Source organism: Vibrio cincinnatiensis, assembly GCF_022113815.1.
Lineage (GTDB): Bacteria > Pseudomonadota > Gammaproteobacteria > Enterobacterales > Vibrionaceae > Vibrio > Vibrio cincinnatiensis_A.
In genome coordinates this window covers 32,044-53,053 of record NZ_SGOM01000006.1, presented here as the reverse complement: position 1 = coordinate 53,053, position 21,010 = coordinate 32,044, and the positions used below count along the sequence as shown (strand labels likewise).

General features: G+C 45.0%; 17 protein-coding genes. 14 read left to right on the top strand and 3 right to left on the bottom strand.

From position 1 onward, the window contains the following. The first annotated feature begins 171 nt into the window (after positions 1-171). Complete coding sequence (locus EXA13_RS09235; RefSeq protein WP_238132913.1) at positions 172-1,119, top strand: glutathione S-transferase family protein; 948 nt, start codon at positions 172-174, stop codon at positions 1,117-1,119. Between the two features lie 74 nt (positions 1,120-1,193). On the opposite strand, the gene pta is transcribed toward EXA13_RS09235, so the two are convergent. Together pta and EXA13_RS09225 are read right to left on the bottom strand one after the other, a co-directional pair. After that, positions 1,194-3,338: a phosphate acetyltransferase gene (gene pta / locus EXA13_RS09230; RefSeq protein ID WP_238132912.1), complete on the bottom strand. Its 2,145-nt coding sequence runs from the start codon at positions 3,336-3,338 to the stop codon at positions 1,194-1,196. 142 nt (positions 3,339-3,480) lie between these two features. After that, the gene (locus EXA13_RS09225) at positions 3,481-4,677 is read right to left on the bottom strand and encodes an acetate kinase (protein ID WP_238132911.1); all 1,197 of its coding nucleotides are present in this window, start codon (positions 4,675-4,677) and stop codon (positions 3,481-3,483) included. A 368-nt stretch (positions 4,678-5,045) separates the two neighbouring features. On the opposite strand from EXA13_RS09225, the gene yfbV reads away from it, so the two are divergent. From yfbV to EXA13_RS09200, 5 genes are all read left to right on the top strand, one after another. Continuing rightward, entirely contained in the window at positions 5,046-5,498 is a 453-nt protein-coding gene (gene yfbV / locus EXA13_RS09220) for a terminus macrodomain insulation protein YfbV (RefSeq protein ID WP_238130722.1), read from the top strand. 275 nt (positions 5,499-5,773) lie between these two features. Beyond that, the gene (locus EXA13_RS09215) at positions 5,774-6,739 is read left to right on the top strand and encodes an ABC transporter substrate-binding protein (RefSeq protein ID WP_238130723.1); all 966 of its coding nucleotides are present in this window, start codon (positions 5,774-5,776) and stop codon (positions 6,737-6,739) included. A 55-nt stretch (positions 6,740-6,794) separates the two neighbouring features. Next, a complete protein-coding gene (locus EXA13_RS09210) occupies positions 6,795-7,727 on the top strand; it encodes an ABC transporter permease (protein WP_238130724.1) in 933 nt (310 codons plus the stop codon). Beyond that, on the top strand, positions 7,724-8,518 hold the full coding sequence (locus EXA13_RS09205; RefSeq protein ID WP_238130725.1) for an ABC transporter ATP-binding protein: 795 nt from the start codon (positions 7,724-7,726) through the stop codon (positions 8,516-8,518). The genes EXA13_RS09210 and EXA13_RS09205 overlap by 4 nt, the downstream gene beginning before the upstream one ends. 284 nt (positions 8,519-8,802) lie before the next feature. After that, complete coding sequence (locus tag EXA13_RS09200; protein WP_238132910.1) at positions 8,803-10,263, top strand: sensor domain-containing diguanylate cyclase; 1,461 nt, start codon at positions 8,803-8,805, stop codon at positions 10,261-10,263. Here the strand turns inward: EXA13_RS09200 and dusC are convergent. Further along, positions 10,260-11,210: a tRNA dihydrouridine(16) synthase DusC gene (gene dusC, locus EXA13_RS09195; protein ID WP_238132909.1), complete on the bottom strand. Its 951-nt coding sequence runs from the start codon at positions 11,208-11,210 to the stop codon at positions 10,260-10,262. The two genes, EXA13_RS09200 and dusC, sit on opposite strands and share 4 nt — an antisense overlap. A gap of 172 nt (positions 11,211-11,382) precedes the next feature. On the opposite strand from dusC, the gene EXA13_RS09190 reads away from it, so the two are divergent. The 8 genes from EXA13_RS09190 (at position 11,383) to EXA13_RS09155 (ending at position 20,923) form a co-directional block, all read left to right on the top strand. Further along, positions 11,383-12,003: a YecA family protein gene (locus EXA13_RS09190; protein ID WP_238132908.1), complete on the top strand. Its 621-nt coding sequence runs from the start codon at positions 11,383-11,385 to the stop codon at positions 12,001-12,003. A gap of 83 nt (positions 12,004-12,086) precedes the next feature. Then, positions 12,087-12,680, top strand: a complete 594-nt coding sequence (lolA, locus tag EXA13_RS09185) for an outer membrane lipoprotein chaperone LolA (RefSeq protein ID WP_238130812.1) — start codon at positions 12,087-12,089, stop codon at positions 12,678-12,680. Positions 12,681-12,701: 21 nt separating this feature from the next. Next, entirely contained in the window at positions 12,702-14,051 is a 1,350-nt protein-coding gene (locus tag EXA13_RS09180) for a replication-associated recombination protein A (RefSeq protein ID WP_238132907.1), read from the top strand. A 103-nt stretch (positions 14,052-14,154) separates the two neighbouring features. Then, positions 14,155-15,462 carry a serine--tRNA ligase gene (gene serS, locus EXA13_RS09175; protein ID WP_238132906.1) on the top strand — a complete coding sequence of 436 codons (1,308 nt, stop codon included), beginning with the start codon at positions 14,155-14,157 and terminating at the stop codon, positions 15,460-15,462. 267 nt (positions 15,463-15,729) lie between these two features. Further along, on the top strand, positions 15,730-18,360 hold the full coding sequence (locus tag EXA13_RS09170; RefSeq protein ID WP_238133064.1) for a nitrate reductase: 2,631 nt from the start codon (positions 15,730-15,732) through the stop codon (positions 18,358-18,360). Between the two features lie 53 nt (positions 18,361-18,413). Next, positions 18,414-19,220 carry a uroporphyrinogen-III C-methyltransferase gene (gene cobA / locus EXA13_RS09165; RefSeq protein WP_238133063.1) on the top strand — a complete coding sequence of 269 codons (807 nt, stop codon included), beginning with the start codon at positions 18,414-18,416 and terminating at the stop codon, positions 19,218-19,220. Between the two features lie 10 nt (positions 19,221-19,230). Beyond that, on the top strand, positions 19,231-20,181 hold the full coding sequence (locus EXA13_RS09160; RefSeq protein WP_238132905.1) for a glycosyl transferase family protein: 951 nt from the start codon (positions 19,231-19,233) through the stop codon (positions 20,179-20,181). A gap of 163 nt (positions 20,182-20,344) precedes the next feature. Next, entirely contained in the window at positions 20,345-20,923 is a 579-nt protein-coding gene (locus tag EXA13_RS09155; RefSeq protein ID WP_238132904.1) for an ANTAR domain-containing response regulator, read from the top strand. Positions 20,924-21,010 lie beyond the last annotated feature (87 nt).

The following is a 21,010-nucleotide window of genomic DNA, read 5'->3' as shown; positions in this document are numbered from 1 at the left end:
ACTTTCTCTACTTTTGCCACGTACGTCGACTCTCTCTGGTGATGCGTGGCTCTTTTTATTTCTTACCTTCAAAAATTTCGAACAACTAAGCCAATTTCCTCCGGTTTTGTCGCAGTCGCCTATGCCTATAATGGTAATCAATACAGCAGAGCAATAAACGTGAGGTGAATCATGGGTAAGTTAGTTGAAGGTGTATGGCATGATGTATGGTATGACACCAAAAGCAGCGGTGGAAAATTTGTTCGTGAAGATGCGGGATTTCGTGATTGGATCGAAAATAAGCCGGACGCAATATTCACACCGGAGTCTGGTCGTTATCATTTATATGTTTCTTTAGCTTGTCCTTGGGCACATCGAACCTTAATTTTTCGTGAACTAAAACAGCTTAAAGAACATATCGATGTCACAGTTGTTTGCCCTGATATGCTAAGCCAAGGTTGGCAGTTTGGTATTCCTGAGCCGTTATTTGGCCACACTAAACTGCATCAAGTCTATACTCAGGCCAAGCCTGATTATACTGGCCGTGTTACGGTACCTGTCCTGTGGGATAAAAAGACTCAGACTATCGTGAGCAATGAGTCTTCAGAAATTATTCGTATGTTTAACTCAGCGTTTAATGAATTAACGGGCAACCATGTGGATTATTATCCAACAGAGTTACGCAGAGTGATCGATGAGTGGAACGACTTTATTTATCCAAATATTAACAATGGCGTTTACCGTTGTGGGTTTGCAACAACGCAAGAAGCTTATGAAGAAGCGTATGAATCGCTGTTTGCTGCTTTAGATAAAGTTGACCAGCATTTAGCGACACATCGATACTTGGCAGGGCAAGTTTTAACAGAAGCCGATTGGCGATTATTTACTACCTTGATTCGTTTTGATGCGGTGTATGTGGGTCACTTTAAGTGTAATAAAAAGCGTATTGCAGATTACCCGAATTTAAGTGGTTATTTGAAAGAACTTTATCAAATACCGGGAATTAAAGAGACGACGGATTTTTATCATATTAAACGTCATTACTATTTTAGCCATACCACGATTAACCCAACACAAGTGGTGCCTGTCGGGCCTGATTTGGACTTAGAATCTGAACATGGACGCGATCATCTTAGCTGAGAAAGGATAAAAAAGCCCTCGATTAAAATCGAGGGCTTTTACTTTTGCCTGTAAATCTTTAAAAAATCGAGGGTTTATTTCTGATCTTGATCCGCTTGAATCGCAGTCAGAGCGATAGTGTAGACAATATCATCCACCAAAGCGCCGCGAGACAAATCGTTAACCGGTTTGCGCATACCTTGCAGCATTGGACCGATAGATACAAGATCTGCTGAACGTTGTACCGCTTTATAAGTGGTATTACCCGTATTCAAGTCTGGGAAAACAAAGACCGTCGCTTTACCGGCAACAGGAGAATTAGGTGCTTTAGAAGCAGCCACGTTTTCCATGATAGCGGCATCGTATTGCAGTGGACCATCAATCATAAGATCTGGACGTTTTTCTTGTGCGATACGTGTTGCTTCACGCACTTTATCAACATCAGCACCTTTACCAGATGTCCCTGTAGAGTAGGAGATCATCGCTACACGTGGTTCGATACCAAATGCGGTTGCAGAATCGGCAGATTGAATCGCAATTTCAGCTAGCTGTTCTGCCGTTGGATCTGGGTTGATGGCACAGTCACCATAAACCAATACTTGATCCGGCAGAAGCATAAAGAATACAGAAGAAACGATAGACGCATTAGGCGCAGTTTTGATGATTTGGAAAGGCGGTACAATGGTGTTGGCTGTGGTATGAACCGCACCAGAAACCAAACCATCCACTTCATCAGCTTCCAGCATCATAGTGCCTAAGAAAACGGAGTCTTCTAATTTTTCACGCGCAACGACTTCGGTCATGCCTTTGGCACCACGAAGCTCAACTAAACGTGCGACATAGTTTTCACGTACGGCATCGGCATCAATGATTTCAACGCCAGCACCTAATTCCACACCTTGTAGCGCTGCAACACGTTTGATTTCGTCTGGGTTACCTAGCAACACACAACGAGCAATGCCGCGTTCCGCACAGATAGCCGCCGCTTTCACGGTACGAGGTTCATCACCTTCAGGCAGTACGATTCGCTTATTAGCACGACGAGCAAATTCAGTCAGTTGGTAACGGAATGCTGGTGGGCTCAAACGACGAGTGGCTTGAGTGCCTTCAGTGAGTGTATCAATCCAAGGGCCATCAATGTGGCTTGCTACATGCTCACTGACAAATTCGATGCGTTCTTTATCATCCGCAGGGACTTCAAGGCTGAAGCTTTGTAGGTTTAGAGATGTCTGCCAAGTGTTACCTTGTGCTTTAAAAATCGGTAGACCAGTATCAAACGCAGGTTTACACAGGTTAACGATTTCATTGGGCATATCGTAACCGCCAGTCAGCAGTACCGCACCAATTTCTACACCATTCATAGCAGCAAGAGCCGCAGCCACGATAACATCTGGTCGGTCAGCAGAAGTGACGAGCAGTGAACCGGGTTTAAAATGCTCAATCATGTGTGGGATAGAGCGAGCGCAGAAAGTAATGCTTTTAATGCGACGAGTATTGATATCGCCTTCATTGATTACTTCTGCTTTTAGGTGTTTTGCCATATCGATAGCGCGAGTTGCAATTAGGTCAACATTCCAAGGCACACAACCCAATACGCGAATTGGACTGCTGTTGAAGATTTGCATCACTTCAAGGTTAGCTTGTTTCGCACTATCTGCATCATCAAAAATTTCAGACAAATCAGGACGAGTACGGCCAGCATCATCGACAGGGGCGTTCAATTTATTGATCACCACACCAGAGATGTTTTTATTCTTTGTTCCACCAAAATTTGAGCAGGCAACTTCAATACGCTCTTTGAGCTGAGTTGGATTATTCGTTCCTGGCGTTGCAACAAAGACGATTTCTGCACCCAGTGTTTTCGCTATCTCTGCGTTAACTTGGTTTGCAAAAGGGTGCTTACGCGTCGGCACCAAACCTTCAACCAAGGTGACATCAGAATCAACAATGATTTGGTTATAACGTTCTACGACGGTTTCTAGTAGAACATCCATTTTTTCACCACCGATCAAGGCTTCAGCGGTAGACATTGGCATTGGTTCGCCAATCTTCATATCGCTATTATGACTGATGATGGTGGAGGTGAGATCAGGTTGATCGCCACCACTGCGTGGTTGTGAAATCGGTTTATAAAAAGAAACACTTACACCTTTGCGCTCCATGGCACGAAGGAGCCCCATGCTGACACTGGTTAAACCAACACCAGCACTGATGGGAACAAGCATAATAGTACGGGACATTCGTAAAGTACCTCAACACTATTGATTGCAATCTAAAGGGGTTTAGATTGAAAGGAACAAAGCCCAACGCCGTATTCCATGAAGAATAGGTCTTGAGCCCCTAAAAAAATCTGGCTAACTGTGAAGTTAGCCAGATAATTAATTAGATATCAGCCAGACGAGCAGTATCTTCTGCGATAACCAACTCTTCATTGGTAGAAATTACCATGGCAGGAACGCGGCTATCTGCTGTGGTAATAACGCCTTCTCCACCAAAACGAGCTTTAAGGTTTGCTTCGCTGTCAACGTTAATACCAAAAATGGCAAGGCGGTTTAAGACCATTTCACGAATGGGGGCAGAGTTCTCACCGATACCACCAGTAAAGACAATCGCGTCTAAACGGCCATCAAGGCTGGCTGTGTAACCCGCAACGTATTTGGCTAGACGGTGACAGAAAACATCCATCGCACGAGTGGCTTCTTCTTTTTGACCGTAGTTGTCTTCAACAAAACGGCAGTCAGAAGTCACTTGAGTTAAACCAAGCAGACCGGATTCTTTGGTTAACATGGTGTTGATTTGGTCAACAGAATAACCTAGCGCATCGTGTAGGTGGAAGATAATCGCTGGGTCAATTTCACCACAACGAGTTCCCATCACTAAGCCTTCTAGTGGTGTTAGACCCATAGAGGTATCAACCGATTGGCCATTTTTAATCGCACAAACAGAAGCACCATTACCTAAGTGGCAGTTGATAATGTTTAATTCATTTACAGGTTTGCCTAAACGCTCAGCGGCTTCACGCGCAATAAAGAGGTGAGACGTTCCGTGCATACCGTAACGGCGAATGCCGTGCTCAGTGTACAAATGGTATGGAAGCGCGTACAAATATGCTTGCTCTGGCATTGTTTGGTGGAATGCGGTGTCAAACACAGCCACATTTTTGAGGTGTGGGAATGCTTTTTTCGCTGCCTGAATACCAACAATATGTGCAGGGTTATGTAGAGGAGCAAACGTGGCTGCGTCTTCAATACCTTTGATGACTGCATCATCAATAAGAACTGATTGAGTGAACTGTTCACCACCATGCACAACACGGTGACCAATAGCTGCAAGGTTTTCAGCTAGTTCTGGTTTAGAAGCAAGAATGGTTTCAACCATAAATGCAAGCGCTTCTTCGTGGGCTGCACCATTTCCAAGTTGTGCTTCATGTTTACCATCAAGTTTCCACTTGATGCGTGCTTCAGGAAGGTGTAGACATTCTGCAAGGCCGGAGAGATGCTCAGTACCGTTTTCTGCATCAACAACCGCGAACTTTAAAGAAGAACTACCGCAGTTTAAAACTAAAACTAGCTTTGACATGTATAACTACCTGTAATGATCGGTTAGGATAAAATTTAATCACAAGAATAGCTGAACTCGGTAAAAGTGAGAACTAATCTTGGTCAATAAAACAGCGAATATCCTTATTAAAAAGGTGGAACAAAAACGGTCCCATCAATACTGCTTTCCATGCTTTTTAGTCTCACGGTTGCCTAAATTGTAAATAACAGCAACAATGAGATTGAGAGTCCGCAAAGGATAGCGATAATGACTCAATATAACAAAAAAAATTTGAAGCGATATTAGTTTTAGTCAAATTTTTACGTCATTTGTTGAATTCTTCAACTATTTTTTAGTAAGAGTGAACTAAAACGATCAATACTGTCGTGAAACAGTGAGGAACGAGCATGAGCAATCGATCTGGCATTATTCATAGTTTAAGAGATGGCCAAAAGTATATGGATACGTGGCCAATGCGAAAAGAGCTGAACTTACTGTTTCCAGAAGCTCGTATTATTAAGGCGACGCGTTTTGGCATCAAGGTGATGCCTGCGATTGCGGCGATCAGTGTGTTAACTCAAATGAGCTTTCAAAATATTCAAGCAATGCCACAAACCGTGGTGATGGCGTTGTTTGCTATTAGCTTGCCATTGCAGGGCATTTGGTGGCTAGGCAACCGTGCCAACACTCAATTGCCGCCTTCATTAGCGGGGTGGTATCGAGAGCTGCACCAAAAGATCATTGAAACCGGATTTGCGCTTGAACCAATGAAGTCTAAACCCCGTTATAAAGAGCTGGCCTTGGTGTTGAATCGAGCCTTTCGCCAGCTCGATAAAACGGTATTGGAGCGTTGGTTCTAATGTATTTCACTATGTACTAGGATAAACCGATGAAGTCGTCTCACGGCTGTGTTTATCATGTCTTGCTTTTTCTTCCTACCTAAAAAGAGAAGATGGTTGTTAATTTTGCTTTAGCTACCACATTTTCCTCTTCTTTTTGTTATTTCTGTGTTAACTCAAGCTTCCCTTTGCACTAACTTGCTGGTAATAATGTTGTTAGTTGCACACCTTATGCACAATAAAAAGAAACAAAAACACAACATTAATAATAAAATGCTTTGAATCAAGGAGTTAAGATGAAAGCAGGCAAAATTATCGCGACCGCCGTTCTAGCCGGAACTGCGTTACTATCTTCCCATACACTGATGGCTAAAACCGTTAAAGTGGCGGTATCTCAAATTGTTGAGCATCCAGCGTTAGATGCGACTCGCCAAGGGTTATTCGATGGTTTAAAAGCAAAAGGTTATGAAGAAGGAAAGAACCTAATCTTTGATTTTAAAACTGCTCAAGGTAATCCCGCGATTGCGGTACAAATTGCTCGCCAATTTGTTGGGCAAAACCCTGATGTACTGGTTGGCATTGCAACTCCTTCCGCACAAGCGCTGGCCTCGGCGACTCGTAACATTCCGGTTGTTTTTACTGCGGTGACAGATCCTGTTGGTGCAAAATTGGTTAAGCAGATGGAACAGCCTGGGGCCAATATCACAGGGCTGTCCGATCTTTCACCGATAAAACAGCATGTAGAATTAATTAAAGAATTACTCCCTAATGTTAAAACAATTGGGGTGGTATATAACCCCGGTGAAGCAAACTCCATCAGTTTACTGGCGTTACTGAAATCAGCGGTAGCAGAACAGGGGCTGCAATTGGCAGAAGCCACGGCACTACGTAGTGCTGATGTTCAATCAGCAACACAGGCTATTTCTGGCCAATCTGACATTATTTATGCGTTGATTGATAATACGGTAGCCAGTGCCATAGAAGGAATGATCGTCGCGGCTAATCAAGCGAAAACCCCTGTGTTTGGCGCTGCGACTTCTTATGTTGATCGTGGTGCCGTGGCGAGTTTAGGGTTTGACTATTACCAAATTGGGCTACAAACGGCTGAATATGTCGTCAATATTCTTGAAGGGGCTAAGCCGGGAAGCTTAGATGTCAAAATTGCGCAAGGTTCTGATTTAGTAATTAATAAAACGGCAGCTGACCAGTTAGGCATGGTTATTCCTAGTGCAGTTTTAGATCGAGCCACTAGCATCAAATAGAACGTTGTTATGCTGGGCAAGTCAGCCCAGCTTTTTAAGCAGAAAGGGAGTGGTTATGTCTGCTTTTGCATTGTTTGGGGCACTAGAAATTGGCCTAATTTACGGATTAGTCGCGTTGGGGATTTACCTGACTTTTCGAGTCCTGGATTTTCCTGATTTAACGGTAGATGGCAGTTTTCCGATGGGAGCAGCGGTTGCGGCAACCGCTATTGTTGCAGGGGTGAACCCATGGTTCGCTACGGGGCTTGCTATTCTTGCTGGCGCAGCCACGGGGTGGGTAACTGCCTTTTTAACTGTACGTTGTGGCATTATGAATTTGCTGGCTTCCATTCTCACGATGATTGCTGCCTTTTCGGTGAATATTCGGATTATGGGACGGCCCAATATGGCCTTATTAGGTGAAGAAACCATATTAACGCCTTTTGAAACCTTAGGTGATCCTATGCTGGTGCGCCCTTTTATTGTGGCGATATTAGTTTTGATTGCTGCCATCTTGGTGATTCGTTTACTTAATAGTGATTTTGGTCTTGGGTTACGAGCGACAGGTGTCAATGCTCGTATGGTTGCCGCCCAAGGAGCCAGTACAGCGTTTTATACTTATTTCTGCTTAGCTTTGTCTAATGGATTTGTGGGCTTTGCGGGAGCTTTGTTTGCTCAAACCAATAGTTTTGCGGATGTCACCTCCGGAGTTGGAACCATTGTGGTTGGTCTCGCAGCCGTGATTCTTGGGCAAACGTTAATTCCGGGGAAAAAAATCTGGGTGGCTGTGGTGGCGGTGATTATTGGTTCGATTCTTTATCGGCTTGCGGTTGCTTTTGCACTCAGTTCGGGAATGTTTGGTTTACAAGCCTCCGACCTTAACTTAGTCACGGCCATTTTGGTTGCGGTGGCATTAGTGATGCCTCGTTTAAAACGAAATTCGAACAAAGCATGGCTATCAACATCGAAAGCGAAAAAGGTTAAAAATCAGTCAGGAGAATCGTTATGATCCATTTGGAAAATATCCAAGTCACATTTAATCCTGGCACCATTTTAGAAAATCAAGCGTTAAAAGGGGTTTCGCTTACAGTACCTGAGCATCAATTTCTTACGGTCATTGGATCCAATGGTGCAGGAAAGTCTACCTTATTGGGAGCCGTAACCGGAGAGACACCAATGGTCGGGGGGCGAGTGTTGATTGATGAGCTTGATGTAACTCGGCACAGCGTGGATAAACGAGCCTCATTGTGCGCTCGTGTTTTTCAAGACCCATTAGCCGGCACCTGTGGCGCTTTGACGATCGAAGAGAATATGGCCTTAGCCTATATGCGTGGCAAACGAAGAGGGTGGAAATATGCGTTATCGAGTCAACGACGTCGATTGTTCCAAGAACGGATCAGCATTTTAGGTTTAGGGTTGGAAGATCGTTTGAGTGATAGCATTGGTTTGCTATCTGGTGGTCAGCGTCAGGCGGTTAGTTTAGTGATGGCAACGTTATCTGACAGTAAATTATTGTTGTTGGATGAACACACGGCAGCATTAGACCCGAGAATGGCCGCGTTCATTATTGATCTGACTAAAAAAATTGTTTCAGAGTTTAATTTAACGGTCATGATGGTGACGCATTCAATGAAAGATGCATTGGCGTGTGGCGATCGAACCGTGATGCTTCATCAAGGAAATATTGTCTTAGATGTTGCAGGAGAGCAGCGTACTAATATGCAAGTTCCTGATCTGCTGGATATGTTTTCTAAAGTACGTGGCGAAGAGCTAAGCGATGATAGTTTGTTATTAAATTAATCTCCTAAAATCTCATCAACAGAGAAAAGCCCTTTAATTTTTGTGTTAAAGGGCTTTTTATACGTGCGTTCTGTCAGGATTTGGTTAAACTTGTCCAATATAAGTCAATTTCGTTAGAGATAGTGACTCGTGATTTGGCATAATCTATTGATTCAGTAGATGGTTCTAATCACTCTGCGTATGAATCTAATCACCCCAGCCAATGACCGCCTTAAATGTTGCTAAGCTTTGAATATATCAGCCTATGCTCGGTTAATGGTCTGTTTTAGGATATAAAGAATTTAATGAAAAAGCGTGATCACGCAAAAATCATTTTGCTGCCATTTGTTATTGCGTTAATGCTATTGGCTTCTGTGGCGTATTCTCACTTAAGAGTGGTCAATAGTGATATTGATGAAGAATATACCAGGATAGAGCGTGAGCTTGGGCATGCAGTCAAAATGATGGTAGCGCTAGACTACAGTTTTACCAATTATTTTGAATCGACACCCGCTTCACTGATTGGTTTTCAACATGAAGTGGTGGATGGTCTATGTAAAATGTGGCCTAAAGAGTCATTAACGCCAACAGATATTCAAAGCCATGCGGCGTTTCCTATCGAAGTGAGCTACATGATGGTTGGTGAAGCACAGCTCTGTGATGAATCGCATCCCGCCTATTTACGTGTTTCTCGAAAAATGTCACTCGCTCCGATGGTCTCTTTTTTAAATGATTTGGATGAGTACATTGTTGGTGTGCATTATATTGCTGATGGCGGTTATGTTATTTCTTCACCCGATGCGATGGTGAAAGAATTAACAAAAAGTAATCTAGTGACTTTAAAACTACGACCCTTTTGGCATTTAGCATTGGAACAACCTAATTTAGTGACGGTTACAGGGCCAAGTAACCAGATAGGGTTACTATCAAGAAGCAATACCGTGACATTGGCGGCTCCTATTTTCCATCAAAAAATATTTCAGGGCGTGGTCGCTATTGACGTTGGGGTGGATAAACTTACAGAGAAAACCACAAGATTGGTTGGAAAAATCAATTTCGAAAAAATTAATGAAGAAAAACCGCTAGCTTCTTATCAATATCGGCCCAAAGTTTTAGAAGTAGGGTACGCTCAATTTAACCACCGAGTTTATTACCACTGGGATTGGATGGATGAGGCCCGGCATTTTTTCTATGACAGACAAACCAGCTTGTATACTGTTTTGCTGGCCTATTTTATGTCAGTCGTCGGCATGTTTTACCTAAATACACGTGTAGAAAAAACCTACTACGCTGATTTAGCGGCTCGTGATCCTATGACTGGGTTGCTTAACCGTCGTGGAATGGAAGAGTTTTTGCAGGGCAAGCAGCACAGTACGTTTATTGCGATCGCTGTGTTGGATATTGATAATTTCAAATCCATCAATGACAGTTTTGGTCATGATGTTGGCGATCAGGTGATCCGCTACACTGGTGAGCAGATTGAATCACACCTGCGTGATACTGATGCGGTTGCTCGTTTTGGTGGGGAAGAGTTTGTGCTATATGTTACCGCCCCAGAAGAGTCGATTATTGAAACCGTGATGCACCGGGTTAAAGAAGCCATCGGTCGTGACTCGACGCGCTTATTAGAGAAAGGTTTCACGGTTTCGGGTGGCGTCCACATTGTTCATCGTGAAGACGGCGATGATTTTAATAAGCTATTCAAAGCCGCAGATGAAAAACTCTATGTGGCAAAAACCTCTGGAAAAGATAAGCTAGTTTTTTAGTCGGTTAATTTTTCACGATAGCGCTGAAAATGAGAGACGATCGGGTCTACTTCCGTGAAAGTCCGGATTTCACGGAAGAGATCGGCGGCTTGTGGATAGGCGTGACGCAAATAAGCAAACCACTGTTTGACTCGGTTAGGATAATATTTTCGCTTATCCCCTCGAACTTCATAAGCGGAATACTTGAGTAAGAGATCAAGCACTTGGTGCCATGGCATGGGCGGATGGTCGTATTTCAGCATATTCCCTAAATTAGGAATATTCAGTGCCCCTCGGCAGACCATTAAAGAATCAACCCCTGTTGTGGTTATACAAGCTTGCCCATCGGCATGGTTCCAGATCTCGCCGTTTGCAATCAGAGGAATGGAGCTTGTCTGACGAATTTTATCAATATATTCCCACTGAATTTCACTCGCTTTGTAGCCACCCGCTTTAGTGCGCGCATGAACCGTTAACTCATCAGCTCCTGCCTGAGTAATCGCATCCACAATCTCAAAGCAGTCATTCGGATCTTCCCAACCTAAGCGAATTTTAGCACTGACGGCTAAGTGGCGAGGAACGGCTTCTCTGCATGCCTTCACCACTTGATAAATCAGCTCTGGGTGTTCTAATAAGGCTGCGCCACCCTTACTTTTGTTGACGGTTTTAGCGGGGCAACCAAAATTGAGGTCAATTCCACTCGCTCCCAGTTCTGCGGCCCGTAACGCATTTTCAGCCATCCAAACGGGCTCTTGACCCAGTAGTTGAACTTTGACGGGGGTGCCTGATGGGGTAGTTGAAGCCTGTTTTAACTCAGGGCACAGACGGTAGAACAGATGATCAGGTAAAACTTGATTAATCACTCGAACGAATTCAGTGACACAAAAATCATAATCATTGATTTCGGTGAGCATCTGCCGCATCAAGTGATCAAGGACGCCCTCCATCGGGCCTAAAATAACGCGCATAATAAAAACTGTGGTGGCTAACAATAAAGAAAGAGGCGAGATTGTAGAGGGAGTTGCCAGTCGAGTCATCCTCTTTTATCTGCTTCTCCTCCATAGCTTGTTATCATGGGCTGCAACTTTATCGGCTTTACGTTTATACTGTCGCCATTCTTAGTGCAACACAGAAAATCGTATGATCTATCCCTTAGTAAACTTGTCGCAGCTAGAGGTGAACGAATCCCCCCTTTTTATTGAAGGCATGGTGTTGGCCGCCAATTTTACAATTCAGCCACTGGATCCAAAATCTTGGCTTTCGGAGCTCTTCCCCGATCAGGCTGAGGAGCTTGAGCCTATCATTACGCAACAGATCCACACCCAATACCAAAAATTAAAAAGCAATGAATACGGTTTATTGCACTTATTGCAAACACAGGTGCAGAGTAAAGAAGAAGGGCTGGCAGATTTTGCAGAAGGGTTTATGACCTTATGGCCACAGATTGAGACACAGTGGGCATCGGCGCAGGTTTCCGATGGTTCGTATCGTATGCTACAGGCGCTATTAACTACCTTGATGCTCGCTATTGACGAAGAACAAACGCATGAGGCAATGAAAGCTGCTGGGTATGAGACATTACCCACCTTGAGTCATATGATTGATCAAATCGACCTTATGGTGCATGAAGTTGCGTTAGCAGCCGATGAACAGATGATAGGCGCTCAAGTGCAGCATGTGAACCCTTATAAATCGGTTGGACGCAATGATCCTTGTCCTTGCGCTAGTGGTAAAAAATTTAAACAGTGCTGCGGGCAGTAGAACTTTTTCTACCTAAGATTGACATACAAAGGATAGAAAACCGTTATAACCTTGCTAATAAGGTTTCTAGGAGTCAAATGAAAATGAAAAAATGGGCTGCATTGCTTTTTTGTAGTTTTTCCGTCTTCGCCACCCCGAAAGAGACGTTAAGTGAACGTTTGGCGTTAACCGACGGGTTTAGTGGGCAATTTAACCAGCAAGTGATTAGCCCTGATGGGGAAACCGTCATGGATGGGAAAGGAGTGGTAGACATCGCTCGCCCCGGCTTTTTTCGTTGGGAAACCACAGCACCAGATGAAAACTTATTGGTTTCTGATGGGCAATCACTTTGGTACTACAGCCCGTTTATTGAACAAGTGACCATTTATGATCAAAAACAGGCCACAGAGCAAACGCCTTTTGTACTATTGACTCGTAATCAGGCCAGTGACTGGGATGCTTATCAGGTTGAACAAGAAGGAGATGTGTTTACCTTAACGCCGATTTCTTTTGAATCTAACCAAGGCCATTTTCAAATTACGATTAATAGCCAAGGCATGGTGCAAGGGTTCAATGTGATTGAGCAAGATGGGCAGCAAAGCCGATTTACCTTTCACAATGTGAAGCTACAAACACCACCAAGCCGTCAGTTTCAATTTACCATCCCGGATGGGGTTGAGGTTGATGACCAACGTTAATGTCATGAACAATGAGTGATCGTGAGTAATTACAGTTTAGATTTTTCAGGGGACGAGGATTTTCGTCCCCTTGCCGCACGTATGAGGCCTCAAACCGTTGAGCAATATATTGGTCAACAGCATATTCTTGGGCCCGAGAAACCGCTGCGCCGAGCCTTGCAAGCGGGCCATATCCATTCCATGATTTTATGGGGGCCGCCAGGGACGGGGAAAACAACCTTAGCCGAGGTGGCCGCCAATTATGCGAATGCGGAAGTTGAACGGGTTTCAGCCGTTACTTCTGGAGTGAAAGAGATTCGTGCGGCTATTGATAAAGCGAGAGAAAATCAACGTGCAGGGCGGCGAACCATTTTATTTGTGGACGAAGTGCATCGGTTTAACAAATCTCAGCAAGATGCCTTTTTACCGCACATTGAAGATGGAACCGTGACCTTTATTGGTGCGACAACCGAAAACCCATCATTTGAGCTCAATAACGCCTTATTATCACGGGCGCGAGTCTATAAGTTGACCTCGCTCAGTGAGCTAGAAATTCTTCAGGCGCTAAACCAAGCGGTGCATGATGCGGAGCGAGGTCTTGGTAAAACGCCCGCGATCTTTCATGACCAAGTATTAGAGCGGTTGGCAGAGCTTGTGAACGGTGATGCTCGGATGTCTCTAAACTATTTAGAACTTTTGTATGACATGGCTGAAAGTGATGAGCAAGGTTATAAACAAATTACCTTAAGCTTACTGGCAGAAGTGGCGGGTGAAAAGGTGGCCCGTTTTGATAATAAAGGCGACCTCTGGTACGACTTAATCTCCGCTTTTCATAAATCGATACGAGGTTCTAACCCTGATGCAGCGTTGTACTGGATGGCGAGGATGATCTCCGCTGGTTGCGATCCTTTATATATTGCTCGCCGGTTATTAGCCATTGCCTCAGAAGATGTCGGCAATGCGGATCCTCGAGCTATGCAAGTTGCGCTTTCTGCGTGGGACTGTTTTATGCGGGTTGGGCCCGCCGAAGGCGAACGGGCTATCGCTCAGGCTGCTGTCTATCTTGCTTGTGCTCCGAAAAGTAATGCCGTTTATACAGCGTGGAAACAAGCACTGAGTGATGTACAAAACCTTCCTGAATATGAAGTGCCGGTGCATTTACGTAATGCTCCGACACATTTAATGAAAGAGTTAGGTTATGGGGCCGAATATCGTTATGCCCATGATGAAGTAGGAGCGTATGCTGCAGGGGAACGTTATCTTCCGCCTGAAATGGTCGGTAAGCGCTATTACCAACCGACAAATCGCGGCTTAGAAACTAAAATTGCCGAAAAACTCGAATATCTGGCGGCGTTAGACGCAAAAAGCCCACAAAAGCGCTATGAAAAGTAGTGGCTTTTCGTTATCTTTGACACAGTAAATTTCAATACGTATGGCTTTGCTTAAAAAGCAAGCATATACGTTTCTTCACAACATTAAAAGCATAGGATTAGCAATGCTGGATTCTAAATTACTTCGCACTGAGCTGGATGATACAGCTGCAAAATTAGCACGTCGTGGCTTTAAGCTGGACGTTGAAACTATCCGCACACTTGAAGAGCAACGTAAATCAATTCAAGTAGAAGTTGAAAATTTACAATCCACGCGTAATTCCATCTCCAAGCAAATTGGCCAACTGATGTCGAAAGGCGATAAAGAAGGCGCAGACGCAATCAAGCAACAGATTGGTACGCTAGGCGATGATTTGGATGCCAAGAAAGTTGAATTAGACAAAATTCAAGCGCAGTTAGATGCGATCACTCAAAGTGTGCCTAACCTTCCTGATGAATCGGTTCCTGAAGGGAAAGATGAAGACGATAACGTGGAAGTTTCACGCTGGGGGACACCGAAAGAGTATGACTTTGCGGTTAAAGATCATGTTGATTTGGGTGAAATGGGCGATGGTTTAGATTTTGCGAGTGCAACGAAAATTACCGGTGCTCGCTTTGTGGTAATGAAAGGCCAATTTGCCCGTCTGCACCGTGCTATTGCTCAATTTATGCTGGATTTACACACTGAGCAACACGGTTATACTGAGTTATATGTGCCTTATCTTGTTAATGCGGATACTTTGTTTGGAACGGGGCAGCTACCAAAGTTTGGTCAAGATTTGTTCCATACCGAACCGTTGGCTGAAAAGGTGAGTGATGAAGAGCCTCGCCGTTTGTCCTTGATTCCAACCGCAGAAGTGCCAGTAACGAATTTAGTGCGTGATGTGATTCTTGATGAAGCAGAGCTTCCTTTGAAAATGACCGCACATACGCCTTGCTTCCGGTCTGAAGCGGGCTCTTATGGCCGTGACACGCGTGGTTTGATCCGTATGCACCAGTTTGACAAAGTGGAGTTGGTGCAGATCACTAAACCAGAAGATTCAATGGCAGCGTTAGAAGAGCTAACCGGTCATGCTGAGAAAGTATTACAACTGCTTGAACTGCCTTACCGCAAAGTGGTGCTGTGTACCGGTGATATGGGCTTTGGTGCGCGTAAAACCTATGACTTAGAAGTGTGGGTTCCGGCGCAGAAAACTTATCGTGAAATTTCATCATGTTCTAACATGTGGGATTTCCAAGCCCGTCGTATGCAAGCTCGTTTCCGCCGTAAAGGGGAAAAGAAACCAGAATTGGTACATACATTAAACGGTTCCGGTTTAGCTGTAGGGCGTACCATGGTAGCGATTTTAGAAAACTACCAACAAGCGGATGGTCGTATTGAGATCCCAGCGGTACTACAGAAATATATGAATGGTTTAACCCACATCGGTTAATTTTTTCAAACTGGCTTTAAACCGATGCTTTATGCATCGGTTTTTTATGTGCACTTCGTCGCTATTTTGGGGCGCGTTGCACTGTGATAGTGCATTCTTTCTTGTAGGTTTGTTTTAACTCTTTGATTTATAATATTTAACAAGTTGGTATATCACTTGCTCTGATCAACGGGTAACAATAACTTGTCCCAGTTACACTCTAGGCAAAGGCGCCTTGCTTCTAAGAAGTAAGGCGCTTTTTATTTGCCCGATCATAAGGAAGTGATGATGACTCAAACGAAAATTAATACAACGTGTCCCTATTGTGGTGTCGGTTGCGGCGTAGCTATTCACCATAACCAGATAGTTGGCGACAGTCTGCATCCCGCGAACTACGGTGCATTATGTGTCAAAGGGGCAGCGTTAGCCGAAAGTTTGCAGATGCCGTCACGTTTACTGTATCCCAGAATTGCGGGCAATGAAGTGAGCTGGCAGCAAGCGACGGATCATATTGCTGAGCAATTCTACCAAGCCATTCAGCAGCATGGTCCTGATTCGGTGGCAATGTATGTCTCTGGGCAACTCCTTACGGAAGACTATTACGTCGCCAACAAGCTCATGAAAGGTTATGTAGGTAGTGCCAATATAGATACTAACTCGCGGTTATGCATGTCTTCCGCGGTTGCAGCGCATATTCGCTCTTTTGGTGAAGATGTCGTGCCGGTCAATTATGAAGATATTGACCACACCGATCTGTTAGTGCTGGTTGGTGCTAATAGTGCGTGGACTCATCCGGTTTTATTTCGTCGTATTCAGCAAGCACGTGAGGATAATCCCCACCTTAAATTAGTGGTGGTTGATCCTCGCAAAACCATCACGGCCGAACAAGCCGATTTACACCTCGCCATTAATAATGACGGAGATGTGCTGTTATTTAATGGCTTATTGCGTTATCTCATGGATAACCATGCTTTAGATGAAGCGTATATTTCGGCACATACCCAAGGGTTTGAGCAATTAGCCGCGGAACTACGGTTAGAACGTTATCAAGTTAAGCAAGTAGCCCAAGATCTAGAAATTACCCCATCTGCTTTAGAGACCTTCTACCATTGGTTCTGTTGTAGCCCTTCCGCACTCACTCTTTTCTGCCAAGGGGTGAATCAGTCGGAGTCTGGGGTGGATAAAGGCAATGCCATTATCAACGTACACTTGGCGAGTGGGAAAATAGGTAAAGCGGGCAGTGGACCATTTTCATTAACGGGTCAGCCCAATGCGATGGGGGGAAGAGAAGTCGGTGGGCTAGCGAATCAGCTCGCCGTACACCGAGGTTTTGATGCCGAGTCACTGACCTTAGTTCAAGAGTATTGGCAATCACCGACCATTGCAGCCAAACCCGGTCTGAAAGCGGTGGAATTGTTTCAGGCTGTCGAAAGAGGCGAGGTCAAAGTGTTGTGGATTATGGCCACCAATCCTGTCATTTCGATGCCTGAAAGCGATCATATTCGCCGAGCCTTAGCAAAGTGCGACTGTGTCATTGTCTCTGACATCAGTGTTGACAGTGATGTTGCGGCTTATGCGGATGTATTATTGCCTGCTGCGGGTTGGGGAGAGAAGCAGGGGATGGTGACTAACTCAGAACGGCGGTTATCACGGCAACGAGCCTTTCTACCCGCTCCCGGAGAAGCCAAACCGGATTGGTGGGCCATCAGCCAAGTGGGGGAAAAGTTGTGTCAGCGCCTTCATGTCCCAAATGGGTTTGACTACCGCAATGAAGCGGATCTGTTTCGTGACTATGCAGGTTTAACGGCGATTAACCATGCTTCCCATTATTTATTAGACTTATCCATGTTTGCCCATATGAGTGATGAAGAATACGCCAACTGGCAGCCCACTCAATGGCCTATTGATGTGCCGAGACCTTTTCAACATGGTCAGTTTTCCACCCCTTCCGGTCGGGCAAACTTTATATCTACTCCCGCTCCTTTGTTAATGCAAGGTCACTGGTGGTTAAATAGCGGGCGCCAACGAGATCAATGGCATACCATGACTCGCACCGGTCATGTGGCAAAGTTAGCGGCGGGGGAACCTGAGCCCACTCTCTATATGAATCCACTTGCTGCCGAATCGTTGGGCTTGCAAGCGGGCGAAATAGCGGCGCTGCGAGGGGAGGAGCAAACATCGTGCTTATTTGCGAAAGTCGCGTTAGATGAGGGGTTAAAAGGCAAGCAACTGTTTATGTCGATGCACTGGGCGGGACGCTACAGTGAGCAGTCACAAGTCAATCGAGCCATCGGTCAGCAGCGAGATCCTATTTCTGGGCAGCCCGCCTTTAAGTCAGCGCTAGTTCATCTTGCTTCTGCGCAGATGCATAGCTATGGGCTTTATGTGGGGGAGCGGCGAGCATTGCCTGAGTGTGATTACCAAAGCTATCAACAAGAACAAGATTGCGGCGTTTCGCGTTTTGCCTCCTTAACGCCACTCAATAAAGCGCAGTTTGCAGTGAATGCCGGGGAGCAAGTGCTGCGTTGGGATCTACCCCAAGGATGGCTGATGATTTTAGGTCGCTCATCGACCAATGACAGCGCGATGAGAGTGACGGGAATCGTGCTGGTGTCACCACAACCCATTGCACAAGATTACACTATGATAGCGACACTGATTGGTCAGCCACTTCAGTTAAGTTCAGTATTAGCTTTAGCAGAAGGTCAGCAAACCAGTCGTTTAATCTGTAGCTGCTTTCGAATTACCGATCAACAAATCCATCAAGCAATAGAACAAGAGGGATGTGTGTCGCTTAATCAACTGCAACAGCGTTTAAAATGTGGCACCAATTGCGGATCATGCGTGTCCGAAATTCGTCAACTACTCAATGAACATGACAGCCTAATCATGAATAAAAAAGTAGGAGTGAAATCATGAATCGACCTCTTTTGTTGGAATCTCCTACACTTATCGGTTACTCCAGTGACTGGATGGAGCAAATTCAGCCTCTAAACACGGCAGAAAAAAAGCCGCAAGGTTATGTTTCGCTGGTGGGGGCGGGGCCAAACGATCCGGATCTGCTAACGCTAAAAGCATTGAAAGCTTTGCAAAAGGCGCAGGTATTAGTGTATGACCGACTCGTGGGGAAAGAGATTTTGGCACTCGCTAACCCTAAAGCTGAGCAAGTGTATGTAGGAAAGCGTTGTGGTCAGCCCAGCATGAAGCAGGAAACCATTTGTGCACTGTTGGTCAAGTATGCTCAGGCAGGGAAAAATGTGGTACGTCTGAAAGGAGGCGACCCATTTATTTTTGGTCGTGGTGGTGAAGAAGCCTTAGAGTTGGCCAAGCATCATATCCCCTATCAAGTGATCCCCGGTATCACAGCCGCGATTGGCTGTGCGGCAAGTAGCTTTATTCCGCTGACACATCGCCAAGTCTCCCGAAGCGTGACCTTTATTACGGGTCAAGTCGTGAGCGGGGCTTTACCCGCTTGGGCTGGGTTAGTGGCAAGCGGACAAACGCTGGTTTTCTATATGGGGTTGGAAAAAGCAGCGTCGATCGAGCAAGGGTTGGTGCAAGCTGGATTAAGCCCAGCCACGCCCGTGGCGATTATCGGTCATGGCTGCTCAGCCAAGCAAACCGTGATTACCTTTGAATTAGCGGAGTTGACGGACATGGCACATCAGCAACAAGGGTTAAGCCCGGCTTTAATCATTATGGGAGACGTGGTAAAACTGCGAGCGCAACTGTTGCAAACTGCACGAGTGGCTGAATTGCAGACCGTTTTCGCTGATTGATGAGGATAGCATGAGTATTATTTTGGAGTGTATACGCACTGTCGGACGAGGTGAGCGAGGGCGCAAACCCTTGACGTTTGAGCAGGCAGAGCAGGTGATGACCGCTTATCTTGCAGGAGACGTTGGTGATGATCAGATGGCGATGCTGCTGATGTTGATACGAGTACAAAATGAAACGAATGCTGAAATTGCGGGTTTTGTGAAAGCTTTCCAATCGCGTATGCCCGAGATTGGCGCGGACATTGATTGGCCTTGCTACGCAGGGAAACGCTCTTCTTCAGGTAAACCATGGCATGTACGAGCGGCCAAAATACTGGCTGATAATGGACATAAAGTCTTATTACACGGCTATCACGACCCCATGAGTGATCGTGAACACGCTGAGCATTATCTTACTGCGTGTCAAATCCCGCTCGCCACCAACGCCGAGCATGCACAAGGGCTTTTGCAAACCGATAATATTGCTTATTTACCTTTGCGTGCTTTTGCCCCTCAAGCGGAGGTGATGTTGAATTGGAAAAAACGTTATGGACTAAGAACGCCGATTAATACCGTCGTACGAGCACTCAATCCCGGTGGTGGAAAGGTGGGGCTACGGGGCAGCTTTCATCCCGGTTTTCAACAATTACACGCAGAAGTTGAGCATCATATCGGCAAAACAGCCCATGCTGTGATCTCGTTTAAAGGTCAGTCGGGGGAGTCAGAATATAACCCTAAAGTTAGCCAGACAGTCTGGCTCAGTCAGCCCGATGGGGTGCAGTCCTATTACTGGCCGGAGCAATTTATTTCAGACATTCCACTGCCAACGCATTGCCCACTCGGTACGCCACAAGAGGATTGGATTTTAATGGCGAATACCATTGTTGCGACCATAAGCGCGGTGTTGTTTACCCAAATGCATGATCGTGAACGTGCAATAGCCACGGCTTATCACTATTGGCAACAATCGTTACAAGGATAGAGAATGATATTTTGGTGCATAGTATCAACTACTCATAAAGAGGTATAAAAGTAGAAGTTTGATTATCTAAATTATTGTTATTTATCGTATTTGTATTTTATTTTTACAGTGGCTTACTCCTTGCAAACAAACCGAGTGTGTTTGAATAAAACAAGGAAGGTTTATGCCACTCTCTTTTCCCTCTCAACCCATCATCGTGTGCTGCGATAGTGTGAATGATCAAGCCACACTGAGCAGCAAACTTGCGCCGTATTACGATCACATTCTTGCCTGCCAACTGAACCAATTTGACGCTTTATTACAGAAAGAATCGGTGGCTAGTGTGGTCGTGTCTTGGCGTCAACCCAGCGCCGAGTTGAGGATGATGGTGGAGGCTTGCCAAGCTTACCAATCTCCATTGGTTGTCCTATTAAAACAGTTTCAAGTCTCTGATATTAAACGATTACCAGAGACGCATGATTTTATTTTGCTTCCTTTTGATACCCAGTTTGAATTAAAGCCTTGGCTTGAATATGCCCAGCAAGTACGCGACAAAGATAGCAGGGTAAAAAAAGAGGTGGCTCAGTTAGCTCAGCAATTACAAGAGCGTAAATGGGTTGAAAAAGCCAAAGGGCTCTTAATGCGTCTCCATGGGTTAGAGGAAGAAAAAGCCTATCAATTACTGCGCAAGAGTGCGATGCAATCGAGCTTGCCACTGGCTCAAGTGGCAAAGAATGTGGTGCAGACGTTAGAAAGAAACTAATACTTTGGGAGTATCTGGATTTCTGTGAATTGGTGCAGATTGCACACCAATAAGGCAAAAAAGGATAACAATAGAATAGCTTTTCAT